Origin of the sequence: Nakamurella flavida (genome assembly GCF_030811475.1) — a bacterium.
GTDB lineage: Bacteria > Actinomycetota > Actinomycetes > Mycobacteriales > Nakamurellaceae > Nakamurella > Nakamurella flavida.
In genome coordinates this window covers 2091512-2104054 of record NZ_JAUSQV010000001.1, presented here as the reverse complement: position 1 = coordinate 2104054, position 12543 = coordinate 2091512, and the positions used below count along the sequence as shown (strand labels likewise).

The window sequence follows — 12543 nt, the reverse complement described above, 5'->3', positions numbered from 1 at the left end:
CATGACCCCCTCCACGGCCCTGGTTCTGGGCGGAACACAGTTCGTCGGACGCCATCTCGTCCAGTCCCTGCTCGACGCCGGGTGGGCGGTGACGCTGTTCTCCCGCGGCCGTACCAACCCCGACCTGTTCCCCGGGGTGGCGCGGCTGGTCGGTGACCGGCAGTCCGACGTGACGGCGCTGGCGGCCGGCCGGTGGGACGTGGTGTTCGACGTGTCCGCGTACCACCCGGCCGACGTCACCCGGGTCGCCGATGTGATCCAGGACGGTTGCGGCCACTACGTTCTCGTTTCCAGCGTGTCGGCGTACGCCGATGTGTCCCGACCCGGGGGGACCGAGGACGCGTCGCTGGCGGTGATCGACGGTCCGGTGCCGGCCGAGTACGACAAGCAGTACTACGGCGAGCTGAAGGCACTCTGCGAGCAGGTCGTGGCGGACCGGTTCCCGGTGAGCACGATGATCCGGCCGACGGTGGTGGACGGGCCGTTCGACACCACCGAGCGGCTGACGTCGTGGGTGGACCGTCTGGCCGCCCCGGGCGCCCACCTGGTGCCGCCGGACACCACCACCCCGTTCCAGTACATCGACGCCCGCGACCTGGCCGACTTCATGGTGCGGGTGGCCGCCCAGGGCATCACCGGGCCGTTCACCGCGGCCGCGCGGCCGACCACGTTCCAGGAGGTGCTCGACGGCATCGACGAGGTGGTCGGCGGGGTGCGCACCTTCACTCTGACGCAGGCGGAGCTCGAGGAGGAGCAGGTGCAGCCCTGGGTGGATCTACCGCTGTGGCTGCCGGCCGGGACGCCGGGCCGTGCCGGCTTCTTCGCCCTCGACCCGGGCCGTGCGCTGGCCGCCGGGCTCCGCACCCGCCCGCTCGTCGAGACGATCCGCGACACCCACGCCTGGTCGGCGGCACGCGACGGCTCCGGGCCCCGGATCGGCATCAGCCTCGAGCGGGAGGCCGATCTGGCCGCACGGTACGGCCAGGGCTGAGCGGGACGGGTCCGCGGGTGACCCCAGGAGGGAGCCACCCGCGGTTCCGTATCAGACCTTGCCGTGGGCCGCGACGGACACCGGCTCCCACTCTCGCCACTCGGCGAGCCGGGACTCGTAGTCCCGGGTGGCCAGGGCGAGCGGCCCGTCGCCGAAGAAGATGCGCAGCGGCGGCGTCTCGGCGTCGACGACCTGCAGGATCGCCGCACGGGTGGCGACCGGGTCGCCCGGGGTGCCCTGGCGGGTCTTGCGCAGCTCGGCGGCGTGCTCACGCGCAGGTTCGTACGCCTCGATCGCCGTGGCGTGCTGGGCGGACGAGCCGCTCCAGTCGGTGGAGTAGCCGGCCGGCTCGACGATGGTGACGTGGATGCCGAACGGAGCCACCTCGGCGGCCAGGGCCTGGCTGATGCCCTCCAGCGCCCACTTGGACCCGTTGTAGATGCCGATGTTCGGGAACGCGGAGATCCCACCGATGGACGACACCTGGATGACGTGCCCGCTGCCCTGCTCACGCAGGAACGGCAGGGCCGCCTGGGTCACCCACAGGGCCCCGTAGACGTTGGTCTCGAACTGGCCGCGGATCTCGGCCTCGGACACCTCCTCGACCATGCCGAACTGGCCGAACCCGGCGTTGTTGACGACGACGTCGAGTCGACCGAACCGCTGGTGGGCCTGGTCCACGGCGGCGAACACCGCGGACCGGTCGGTGACGTCCAACGACAGCGGCAGGATCGCGTCGCCGTACTGCTGCACCAGCTCGTCCAGGCTGCTCGCGTCCCGCGCCGTGGCGGCCACCCGGTCGCCGCGATCCAGGGCGGCGATCGCCCACTCCCGCCCGAACCCTCGGGACGTACCGGTGATGAACCACGTCTTCTGCGCCATGCTGACCTCCGTCGTCCTCGTCGAGCACGTGCGACGCCACCGATGAGGGGCGCCGGTGTTCGACCGCGGCACCGTTGCGGTGCCGGGGGGTGCAACGAAGCCGGGCGCCCGATCCATCCCATGACCGGGGCATTCGCACCTGCTGAGCGAGTGCTGGATCGGTCGAAGGCGGACGGACCTCGCATGGCCCCGGTCGGGGCGGGGGACGACGGCGCTCCTGTGATGTCGATCCGCGGGTGGCTCACGAGTCTCGTGGTGGCCGGGACGGTCGCCCCCACCCTTCTCGCGTCAGCCCACGGCAGGAAGTACTCGCCGGCGTCTTCCGGGGCGGAGTGCCCCGCCCTGTCGTCCCCGGGCACGCACGGGCGCAGGGTCCGCCACGGACGGCCCGGGTGGGTCAGGAAGACCGCTGGTCTGTGAGCCCGGTGGGGCGCTGCCCTGCGTTCGTGCCTGCGACACGCGTGTGGGGAGGGTCCGCCGCGGGCGGTCTGGGTGGGTCAGGGGAGCGGTGGTTCAGCCCGGTGGGGCGCTGCTCTGCGTTCGCGCCTGCGCACGCGTGTGGGGAGGGTCCGCCGCGGGCGGTCTGGGTGGGTCAGGGGAGCGGTGGTCCAGCCCGGTGGGGCGCTGCTCTGCGTTCGCGCCTGCGCACGCGTGTGGGGAGGGTCCGCCGCGGGCGGTCTGGGTGGGTCAGGGGAGCGGTGGTTCAGCCCGGTGGGGCGCTGCTCTGCGTTCGCGCCTGCGCACGCGTGTGGGGAGGGTCCGCCGCGGGCGGTCTGGGTGGGTCAGGGGGACGGTGGTTCAGCCCTGTGGGGCGCTGCTCTGCGTTCGCGCCTGGCCGACCGACGCTCGGCTCGGTCGTCCTGGGCGGCTGCATGGGCGGTGGAGGCACATGGCGCGTCTTCGATTCGGCTACCGGTGCGGTGATCAGATCGGCTGCCGTCACTCCGATGGGGTCTCGTAGACCTGCTGTTCAAGCATTAGAATCGAACACATGTACGACGACGGGAACGAGCAGGGCGGGGCGGCGGCCGACGTCGTCCCGCCCCTTGCCGTGCCTGACCTGTTGCGTGCCGACCCGGGTGCGATGTCCGGTGCTGACCTGGTGGATGCGATCGCAGAGTCCGAGCGGCTGATGTCCGCGGTGGCGGCGTGGCAGATGCGAGCTTTGGCGGCGTTCGCCGTCCCGGGCGTGGCCGGAGATCCGTACGCGCTGGCGGGTCGGTTGGCCGGCCGGGAAGTGACCGGTCCAGCCGACTCCGATCCCGATGTGCTGGGGTCTTTCGTGCTGGACGCAGCGCAGTCGATGGCCGCCGGTGAGGTCGCCGCGGCGTTCCGGATCTCCCCGGTCACCGCCGGGGTCAAGGTCCGGGACGCGATCCGGATGTGCACCGAGTTGCCCGCTACCTTGGCGGCGTTGTCGGCCGGGGTGATCGACCGGGGCAAGGCCAGGGTCATCGCGGAGTACACCGCTCCGCTGCCCGCTCACCTCGCCGGTGTGGTGGAAGGCCGGGTGTTGCCGATCGCCTCTGCGCAGTCCACCGCGGCGACCCGCAAGGCCACCGCGGCCGCGGTCATCACGGTCGACCCCCGCGGAGCCCAGGAACGGCACGAGCAGGCGCGCAGGGAGCGGGGGCTGTTGGTGCAGCCCGGCACCGACGGCATGTCCACCCTGAAGGCCTATCTGGCCGCGGACGGCGCGGTCAGCATCTTCCAGTTGGCCGACCTCCTGGCCACGCACACCGTGGGGTTCGCTGACGACGACCGGTCCATCGGGGCCCGTCGGGTTGACGCGCTCACCGACCTGGCCGGGCAGATCCTCACCCACGGACAGGTCGACCTGGCCGACTACCTCACCCCCGACACCACAGTCGCGGCCGACACCACAGTCACGGCCGACACCCCAGTCACGGTCGACACCAATCTCACGGCAGACGCGACCGGCGCGGCTGGCGCTGGCGCGGGTGATCACCGGGTCGGCGGCATGCTTGCAAGCACCGAGATCACCTCCACACCAACGCTTCCGCCGGTGAACGGACCGGCTGTCACCCCCGGTCGCGCTGATCAGCGCGCCACCCGCCGGCTGTCCCGGCAGGGCCGCCGACCCCACCTTCAAGTCACCCTCGGCCTGCACACCCTCGCCGGCCTGGACGACCTGCCCGCCGACCTCGCCGGCTACGGCGCCATCACCGCCGGCATGGCCCGCACCATCGCCGCCTCCGCCGGATCCCTGTGCACCCTGCTCGCCGACCCCACCACCGGCGCCGTCACCCACGCCGGCACCCACCAGTACAGGCCACGCCAAGACCTGCGTGATCACCTCACCGCCCTGGCCGACTCCTGCCGCTTCCCCTCCTGCCGCCAACCCGCCTGGCGCTGCGACATCGACCACCGCAACCCCTACGACCACCACCGACCCACCGCCGGCGGACCCACCACCACGACCAACCTCGACCCGCTCTGCCGCCGACACCACCTGTTCAAACACCACACCGACTGGACCCTGCGCCGAAACCAGCCCTCACCCACCGACCCCGCCGGCCTCGGCATCACCTGGACCAGCCCCACCGGACACACCTACCCCGACCCACCCCGACAGGTCACCGTCCCCCTCCGGTGGAGGAAGCGCGCTGCCGGCGGTCCGGATGGCACCGCGGCGTTGTTCCCCGGGATGAATATCGACATCTACGACCCCGAACCCATGGTCGGTTCTCCCGACCGGGACGACGCCGCTCCCCGTACCAATCCTGAACCGATCCCCGAGGTTCTGGAGCGCCTGCACCGCCGGTGGGACACCGGACCCACCACTGCCCGAGGACTGCGGATCGCCGAATCGGACGGTGCCGGGACCCGAGAAACCAGGATCGGCAGCGGTACCGACGAAGATCCCGCGGGTGTTCGCAGACGCCAGGTCGGCGACATCGACGAGATCGCGACCTCAGGAGGAGACACCGAGAACGACACCGACACCCACACCGAGAACGAGACGGTGGTCAGCACGGAACACGGTCCGAGTACGGGTCTCGTCGAGGACGATCTCGTCTCCCTCCTCCTGCTCCACCACTTCCGCACTCGCTCCGACCGCAGTGACGCGCCAGATGAGGGCGCCGCAGCGCGGCAGCCGGGAGAGGGCCGCGATGAGCCACCACCGTTCTGAGCGTGTGCCACTCGCGGCCATGCCCGAGGCCGAGCTGCGGCAGGGGGCCCGCGCGCCCGGCGGGGTCGGCGCTCGTCCTGTCATCCCCAGTCGGCGAGACGGGGGGAGGGGTGCCCGTCTGAACGGGCACCCCTCCTCGTCGTTCACTCGGCGCAGGTCAGGCTGTCTCGATCAGACCGAGAAGCCCGTCGACGATGGAGTTCTCGGCGCAGCCGGGCTTGAGACGGGACGAGAGAACCTCGAAGGTGGTGAAGCCTGCTGCCTCGTCGTTGTAGATGTAGCCGGAGTTGGCGCGGCCGTTGGTGAGTGTCGTCAGCACCGTGTGCTTCTGGGGGGATTCCTGGATCAGGCGTTGTCCGATCTCGTTGAACACCTCGCCGTCGACCCCCGGCAGATACAGATCGCCGACCCGCAGCAGGCTCAACCGGATGGTGACGTCCTCGCCGTCCTCGTAGGTGCCCGGCTGTCCCGCGCGGCCCTCGTCGGTGCGCGTTCGGCCAGGGCAGGTGACCGTGGTCTGCTGTCCGGTGATCTGGCCGTCCACGTCCCAGATCTCGATGTCGCGGTCCACTGCCAGCACCTCCTCGCCGAGCAGCTGGCCCATGCTCCGGCTCAGCTGTACCTGCTGGTCCAGCAGCAGAGCGGTTCGGGGGTCGTTCCGGTCGAGGCCCTCGCCACCCGGCGGAAGGGCGTTGCTGATGTCCTCGCCCCGTTCCGCGTAGTCCTGGGTGCGGATCTCCCGCAGTTCGTACGTCTGGTTGAAGAACAACGGATTCTGGTCACCGGCCGCACCGCTGGAGAAGAGCGCCACGGTGTTCCCGCCGAGCGAGTCCTCGATGTAGGTCGACGCCGCTCCCGGGTAGTCGGCGCTGATGCGGTCCTGGACCCCGTTGGTCACGGCGTGCATCGCGTAGTTGTAGTGGACGGCGATGGGCTGCCCGTCGAGGGTCTCGAAGGACACGACGGAGACCGTCTTGTCGGACAGGCCGTCCTTGTTCGGACCCTCCCACCAGGTTCCGGTCTTCTCGTCGATGATGTTGCGGTTCACGTTCATGTACGAGGTCCCGGTCCCGAAACCCATCCGAGCCGGCTGGACCGCGGCCACCGCGTCCGACGCAGACCGCACGATCCCGTCGACGTACCCGTCCTGGTTGGCCCGCCCCGCCGAATGACTGTGGGTGGCCCCCAGCATGACGTTCTCCGGCGCGACCCCCAGATCGGTCTGCAGACGGTCGGTGACCTGCGTCCACACCTCGGCGGACACGCCGCCGGCGTCGACGGTGATCATCAACGCCGTCTGGTCCCCGCTGCGCACGGCGATCGAACGCGCGAACAGGGGGTCGAGTGCCTCGGTGTACCGCTCGGGGAGCTGCGCCCCCGTCGGGGTGACGTCGACCTTTGCGGCGCCGACCTGCAGGTCGCCGGCGGGGGTGGGTGAGGCAGGGTCCGAGGCGGCCGTCGTGGCCGAGGTGGATGCGGTGCTGGGGGCGGCGGACGGCGAGGCGGACTGTTCGGCAGGAGCGCCTGCGGCGGACACCGAGTCAGTGCTCGACGTGCACGCTGTCACGCCGCCGAGCCCGATGACGGCCGAGACCATCAGTGCCAAGGGGATCTTCCCCGACCGTCGGGAGAGTGCCTGCATGCGTGTGGCTCCTTCTGCGTTGAAGTGAGCAAGGCCCAGCGGGCAGGACGCGGCGTGGCCTGCCCGGGCGTCCTCCATGGGCATGCCGGGATGCCTGGCGACGAGGAACGGGACCACTGCTCGGCCCGATCCAGGTCCTGCCTGCTGAAATCTGCTAAAGCGAACTAGTACAGGATTATTAGTCTCGGCAACGGTGTCAAGGGGTGACAGGCCGGAGTGGGTGGGTCGGTGAGATCCGGTGGTCCGGACGGCGCGACGACGGAGGAGCCACCGACTCCCGCACCCGCAGCGGCATGGGGATGCGGATCGTCCGAACACCGGACGGCAGATCGCCCTGCTGGGCATCGATCTCGGCCGCGAGCGTCTCGACGGCCACCCGACCCATCGCCTGATGAGGCAGGGCCACCGTGGTCAGCTTGGGGCGCAACCACTGGGCGATGGGTTGATCGTCGAACGACACGAGCGAGACATCCTCGGGGACGACCAGGCGCACGTCGTTCAGTGCCTGCAGGACCCCCAGCGCGAGGCGGTCGTTGAAGCAGATGACCGCCTGCGGGCGGTGACCCGCGAGCAGCTCCACGGCCGCCCGATAGCCGTGCTCGGGCAGCCAGTCCAGGCATCCACGGCGGCTCAACACTTCCACACCCGCCTCGGACAGCGCCGTGTCGATCCCGGCGGTCCGCTCGGCGGCGGCGATCGATCCGGGCGGGGCGTCGCCCGGTCCGGAACCGACTCCGATCAGGTGGATCCCCTCCCGGTGACCGGCGTCGAGCAGGACCTGCGCGGCATCCCGGCCCGCTGCGAACTCGTCCGGCACGACGCTGGTCAGACCCGCCGGACCGTCCGCGACGCAATTCAGCAGCACCGCAGGCGATCTCGCCAGGATGTCCGGCACCCCCACCGCCCGCGTGAACATGGAGGCGAAGATGATGCCGTCGACTCCCCGGTCCAGCATCGTCTCCAGCAGACCGGACTCGAGATCCGCCCGCCCCTCGGTCTCCCCGATCAGCAGCATCATCCCGCGCTCGCGCGCCGCCTCCACGGCTCCCTGGATCATGTCGCCGGCCAGTCGGGAGGTGGCCACCGTGTCGGACACGAAGCCGAGCGTGTGCGTGCGCCCGGTCCGCAGACTCGCCGACACCCGGCTCGAGCGGTACGCGAGTTCCTCGGCCGCCGCCATCACCCGCCGCTGGGCGTCCGCCGAGATGCGGAGCTCCGCGCCCCGCCCCGCCAGCACCAGGGACACCGTCGTCGGGGAGACCCCGGCGCGCTGCGCCACATCGACCAGCCTGACCCGTTGGGCCACGGTGCCTCCCATCGGACGGTCACGCACGGACGACGACCGGGGGTCGATCGTAGGTGCACAGCACCCCCATCCGGGGCGTGCACTGTCCTCACCACCCGGGCGACGGTGCAGGAACGGCGAGGCGGGCAGTACGCCGGCATGCCCGAGGGGTGGAGGCTGACCATCCGGCGGGCGGCAGCACTGCCCAGCCGGAGATCCGGCGGGGCAGTGCTGTTCGGCACCAGCTGGTGGCAACCGGTTCGACGTCGCGGTGCTTCGATGCGGCCCTGCGTGGGTTCGAAATTCGAATGGGACCCGGCGGTGGCCCGAGCTGTGCACCGGCGGCTCGCACGACGGCCAGTGACCCGGCTCGCCCGGCGGCCCGCTGGCCCGGCGCCGCGGTGGCCCGGCGGTCGGACGGCCCGAGCCGTCGGCGTCCCCCGCGACCTTTCCCCGGTGACCACCCGGTCCTACAGTCCTCCCATGGACTCCTTCGCCCGCGCCGGCCTGACGTTCCCCGTCCTGGACGGTGGTCCGGCTGTCGGGCCAATCGTCGTTGCGCTGCACGGCTTTCCGCAGGATGCGCATGCGTTCGACGCGGTGACGCCCGCCCTGCGCGACGCCGGCCTGCGCACCCTGGTGCCGACGTTGCGCGGATACGCGCCGACGGCGCGACCGAAGGGGCGCGCGGCCTATCGGATGGGCGAGCTCGTCGCCGATGTCCTCGCCCTGATCGACACCGCCGACGCGCCGCAGGTGCATCTGGTCGGGCACGACTGGGGCGGGGCGCTGGCCTGGGCGGTGGCCGGCGCGCACCCCGAGCGGGTCGCGACCCTCACCGTGCTCTCCACGCCGCACCCGGCCGCCCTCTACCGCTCCTTCGTGACCAGCGACCAGTTGCTGAAGTCCTGGTACATGGGTGTCTTCCAGCTCCCGGTGCTGCCCGAGATCGCCGCCGGTCGCACCCTGGCCAGGACGCTGCGCTCGTCCGGGCTCCCGCAGGCCGATGTCGACCGGTACGTCGCGGCGATGGCCCAGCCCGGCGCGCTCAGCGGGGCGATCAACTGGTATCGGGGTCTGCCGCTGTCGGTCAGCAGTCCCACCCCCGCGATCTCGGTACCCACCACCTACGTCTGGGGCCGCAAGGACTTCGCCCTCGGCGGGACGGCCGCCCGGCTCACCGCGCGCCACGTCACCGGTCCCTACCGGTTCGTCGAGCTGGACGCCGGGCACTGGCTGCCCGAACGCGAACCCGAACGAGTCGCCCAGGCCGTCCTCGACCAGGTCTCCGCCGCCTGACGAAACCCCTGACGCGCCCCCCGCCACCGGCGCACACTGATCGGGGGAGCGCCGCTGTCGGGGGCGCGCGGGTACGGGGGGAGCGGCTCATGCAACGGGTGATCGTGATCGGGGCCAGCCTGGCCGGCCTGCTCGCCGCGGCGGGTATCTCCGACGCCGGTGGAGCGAACCGGCCGGTGACGGTGCTGGACCGCGACCCCACGCCCGTCGACGGCACCGCCCGGCCCGGGGTCCCGCAGGGCCGCCAACCCCACGTGCTGCTCCGCCGCGGACTGCTCGCTCTCCAGGAGCTGCTGCCCGATCTGCGCCCGGCGTTGCTGGCCCGCGGCGCCGTCCCGCTGGACACCGGCGATCTCGCCTGGCGCGACGTCACCGGCTGGGCGCTGCACGGCGAGCCCGCCCACGAGATCCTCTCCCTCACCCGCCCGCTGCTCGAGGCGGTCGTCGCCGAGCAGGTCGGCGCCCTCCCCGGCGTGACCATCCGCCGGGGCGCCGCGGTCACCGATCTCCGGCGGGTGGGCCGGAGCTGGCAGATACGGCTGGACGACGGTTCCACCCTCACCGCCGACGTCGTCGTCGACGCCTCCGGTCGGTCCTCCCGCCTCCCGCAGTGGCTGGCCGGAATGGGCGTCGGGCCCGCGGACGAGACCGTCGTCGACGCCCGCCTGGGCTACTCCTGCCGGCTGTACGCCGGCGGACCGGACCCCCGGGAGCTGGCCGGGGTCGTCGTGCTCAGTGACCCCACCCTGCCCAAGGGCGGCATCGGCCTTCCCGTGGAGAACGGCGGCTGGATCATCGCGGCCACCGGCACCGGGGACTGCCGCCCGCCCCGGGACGAGGCCGAGTTCGACGCCTACCTCACCGGCCTGCGCGACCCCGCTCTCGCCGACCTGGCCGCGTCCTGCACCGGCGGCGGCCCGGTCGCCGTCCACCGGCAGACGGCGAACCGTCGACGCGCCTACGACCAGGTGCCGCACTGGCCCGCCGGGCTGCTGCCGGTGGGCGACGCGATGTGCGCCTTCAACCCCGTCTACGGGCAGGGAATCACCGTGGCCGCGTTGCAGGCCACCACCCTGCGCCGGGAATGGCCCGCCCGGATGGATCCGGCGGCGACGCGAAAACTGTTGTCGCGCCTCACGTCCACGACGGCACTGCCGTGGGCGATGGCCGTCGGTGAGGACCTGCGCTTCCCGACCACCCCGGGTTCCCAGGGCCTCGTCCAGCAGCTGACCGGCGCCTGGGCCCGGGAGGTCGGTCGGCTCGGCGTGCACGGCGACCGGCGCGCCACCCGCGCCCTGACCACCACCTACCACCTGATGGGTTCACCGCTGGCCATGCTCGACCCGCGGCTGGTGCTCCGCGCCGGTCTCGACCTCGTCGGTGTCCGTGGCGCACCCAACCCGCGCCCGGCCGTGCTGGAGACCCTCGTTGAGCCGGCCCACGCCCCGGCGGGCTGACCCCGTCAGCGGGTCGGCTGTTGCCCGTATCCGTGGAGATCGCCCACCACACCGAGGATCTCGTCGTCGTCCAGCTCGGTGATCGGCCGCCCGGTGGCCAGCGCCCGGAGTGCCACGTCGCACACGTACTCCAGGTAGCCGACCTGGGTGAGGGCGGCGGGCAGGCTGCCGGCCCCGATCACCGCGCCGTGGTTGGCCAGCAGGGCCGCCGTCCGCCCGCGCATCGCCTCGTCGACGTTCGCCGCGAGCTGGTCGGTGCCGAACCGTGCGTACGGCGCCACCCGGATCGGTCCCCCGAACAGCGCGGAGTAGTAGTGCGTGTTGGGCACAGTGGTCACCACGGTCGACAGGGCCGTCGACGCCGGGGCGTGGGTGTGGATGACGGCCGCGATGTCCGAGGACCGGTACACGGCCAGGTGCAGCGGCAGCTCGCTGGACGGCGCCAGGGTGGCCTGTTCGGCCGACCCGTCCAGCCGGTGCACGCCCACGTCCTGCGCCCGCATCGCGTCGTAGGAGACCCCGCTCGGCGAGATCACCACCAGGTCCCCCACCCGGACGGACACGTTGCCGGCCGTGCCGACCACCAGTCCGCGCGCCTGCAGGGTGCGACAGGTGTCGGCGACAGCGGCGCGTTCTTCGGGGAGCAGCATCGTCATGGCCAGATGCTCCCAGACCGGCTCAGACGGCGGCGACCTGCTGGGCCTGGGCGATGAGCGCGTACAGGTTCTTCGGGTCGACCGGACGGGCGACCAGATCGACGTCCTGGACGAACTCGGTGCCGCGGACCGCATCCCGCAGGTACCGCAGGGCGGAGAAGTCCTCGATGGCGAAGCCCACCGAGTCGAACACGGTGATCTGCGTGTCGTCGGTGCGGCCGGGGGCGTCACCGGTCAGCACCCGCCACAGCTCGGTCACCGGGAAGTCCGGCGCGACCTGCTGGATCTCGCCCTCGATCCGGGTCTGCTCCTCGTACTCCACGAACACCGACGCGCGGTGCAGGATCGCGGCGGCCAATTCCGTCTTGCCGGGGCAGTCGCCGCCGATGGCGTTGACGTGCATCCCGGGCCGGACCATCTCGTCGGTGAGCACGACCGCGCGGGCCTTGTCGGCGGTGCAGGTGGTGACGATGTCGGCGCCGCGGACCGCCTCGGCGGCGTCCACAGCCCGGACGACCCGGAAGCCGAGCGGCTCGACGTTCGCGCAGAACGCGTCCACCGCGGCGGGGTCGACGTCGAACACGCGCAGATCGGAGATGCCGAGCACGGCCCGGAAGGCCAGCGCCTGGAATGCCGCCTGGGTGCCGGTGCCGATCATCGCCATCACCCGGGAGTCCGGTCGGGCCAGCACCTGGGCGACCATCGCGGACGTGGCCGCCGTGCGCAGCGCGGTGAGGATGGTCATCTCGGACAGGAACACCGGATACCCCGTCGCCACGTCGACGAGCACGCCGAACGCGGTCACGGTCTGCAGGCCCTGCGCCGGGTTGGCGGGATGACCGTTGACGTACTTGACCGCGTAGGTCTCCCCGTCGCTGGTGGGCATCAGTTCGATGACCCCGACCGCGGAATGGGCGGCCACCCGCGGGGCCAGATCGAACCGCGGCCAGCGGAGGAAGTCCTCCCGCAGGGTCTCGACCATGCCGCGCACGACCGGCTCCACCCCGGTCCGCGCACACCAGCGGGTCATGTCCGTGACGTCGACCAGTTGCACCATGGGGCCTCCCGAGAACGGCAGGGTCACCCCTGCTGAATGCTCCAGCCTAGGAACGCGCAGGTTGCTCCCACAATGGACAGATCACGTCATTCTGAGTACCGGGTTTGACAGGTCGCGCAT

Annotated in this window: 9 protein-coding genes; 4 read left to right on the top strand and 5 right to left on the bottom strand. The window is 71.8% G+C overall.

Annotated features, from left to right (window positions below; translation table 11 throughout):
* Nucleotide 1 precedes the first annotated feature (1 nt).
* Complete coding sequence (locus tag J2S58_RS09460) at nt 2–991, top strand: NAD-dependent epimerase/dehydratase family protein (RefSeq protein WP_205258136.1); 990 nt, start codon at nt 2–4, stop codon at nt 989–991.
* A gap of 51 nt (nt 992–1042) precedes the next feature.
* Here J2S58_RS09460 and J2S58_RS09455 read toward each other — a convergent pair whose 3' ends face one another.
* Nucleotides 1043–1873 carry an SDR family oxidoreductase gene (locus J2S58_RS09455; RefSeq protein WP_205258137.1) on the bottom strand — a complete coding sequence of 277 codons (831 nt, stop codon included), beginning with the start codon at nt 1871–1873 and terminating at the stop codon, nt 1043–1045.
* A 991-nt stretch (nt 1874–2864) separates the two neighbouring features.
* On the opposite strand from J2S58_RS09455, the gene J2S58_RS09450 reads away from it, so the two are divergent.
* On the top strand, nt 2865–5027 hold the full coding sequence (locus J2S58_RS09450) for an HNH endonuclease signature motif containing protein (RefSeq protein ID WP_205258138.1): 2163 nt from the start codon (nt 2865–2867) through the stop codon (nt 5025–5027).
* A 157-nt stretch (nt 5028–5184) separates the two neighbouring features.
* Here the strand turns inward: J2S58_RS09450 and J2S58_RS09445 are convergent, their stop codons facing one another.
* Nucleotides 5185–6669 (bottom strand): neutral/alkaline non-lysosomal ceramidase N-terminal domain-containing protein, encoded by a 1485-nt coding sequence (locus J2S58_RS09445; RefSeq protein WP_205258139.1) that lies wholly within the window; start codon nt 6667–6669, stop codon nt 5185–5187.
* 196 nt (nt 6670–6865) lie between these two features.
* Nucleotides 6866–7987: a LacI family DNA-binding transcriptional regulator gene (locus tag J2S58_RS09440; RefSeq protein ID WP_205258140.1), complete on the bottom strand. Its 1122-nt coding sequence runs from the start codon at nt 7985–7987 to the stop codon at nt 6866–6868.
* Nucleotides 7988–8437: 450 nt separating this feature from the next.
* On the opposite strand from J2S58_RS09440, the gene J2S58_RS09435 reads away from it, so the two are divergent.
* Together J2S58_RS09435 and J2S58_RS09430 are read left to right on the top strand one after the other, a co-directional pair.
* Complete coding sequence (locus tag J2S58_RS09435) at nt 8438–9253, top strand: alpha/beta fold hydrolase (RefSeq protein ID WP_205258141.1); 816 nt, start codon at nt 8438–8440, stop codon at nt 9251–9253.
* An 89-nt stretch (nt 9254–9342) separates the two neighbouring features.
* Nucleotides 9343–10710, top strand: a complete 1368-nt coding sequence (locus J2S58_RS09430) for an NAD(P)/FAD-dependent oxidoreductase (RefSeq protein ID WP_205258142.1) — start codon at nt 9343–9345, stop codon at nt 10708–10710.
* A gap of 5 nt (nt 10711–10715) precedes the next feature.
* Here the strand turns inward: J2S58_RS09430 and J2S58_RS09425 are convergent, their stop codons facing one another.
* Nucleotides 10716–11360 (bottom strand): class II aldolase/adducin family protein, encoded by a 645-nt coding sequence (locus J2S58_RS09425; RefSeq protein ID WP_344470071.1) that lies wholly within the window; start codon nt 11358–11360, stop codon nt 10716–10718.
* Nucleotides 11361–11388: 28 nt separating this feature from the next.
* On the bottom strand, nt 11389–12423 hold the full coding sequence (locus J2S58_RS09420; protein ID WP_205258144.1) for an ornithine cyclodeaminase: 1035 nt from the start codon (nt 12421–12423) through the stop codon (nt 11389–11391).
* Nucleotides 12424–12543: the final 120 nt, after the last annotated feature.

Excerpts from the sequence above, each read along its gene's own strand:
- J2S58_RS09460 (WP_205258136.1), top strand. The coding sequence starts at position 2 with ATGACCCCCTCCACGGCCCTGGTTCTGGGCGGAACACAGTTCGTCGGA.
- J2S58_RS09455 (WP_205258137.1), bottom strand. The coding sequence starts at position 1,873 with ATGGCGCAGAAGACGTGGTTCATCACCGGTACGTCCCGAGGGTTCGGG.
- J2S58_RS09450 (WP_205258138.1), top strand. The coding sequence starts at position 2,865 with ATGTACGACGACGGGAACGAGCAGGGCGGGGCGGCGGCCGACGTCGTC.
- J2S58_RS09445 (WP_205258139.1), bottom strand. The coding sequence starts at position 6,669 with ATGCAGGCACTCTCCCGACGGTCGGGGAAGATCCCCTTGGCACTGATG.
- J2S58_RS09440 (WP_205258140.1), bottom strand. The coding sequence starts at position 7,987 with ATGGGAGGCACCGTGGCCCAACGGGTCAGGCTGGTCGATGTGGCGCAG.
- J2S58_RS09435 (WP_205258141.1), top strand. The coding sequence starts at position 8,438 with ATGGACTCCTTCGCCCGCGCCGGCCTGACGTTCCCCGTCCTGGACGGT.
- J2S58_RS09430 (WP_205258142.1), top strand. The coding sequence starts at position 9,343 with ATGCAACGGGTGATCGTGATCGGGGCCAGCCTGGCCGGCCTGCTCGCC.
- J2S58_RS09425 (WP_344470071.1), bottom strand. The coding sequence starts at position 11,360 with ATGCTGCTCCCCGAAGAACGCGCCGCTGTCGCCGACACCTGTCGCACC.
- J2S58_RS09420 (WP_205258144.1), bottom strand. The coding sequence starts at position 12,423 with ATGGTGCAACTGGTCGACGTCACGGACATGACCCGCTGGTGTGCGCGG.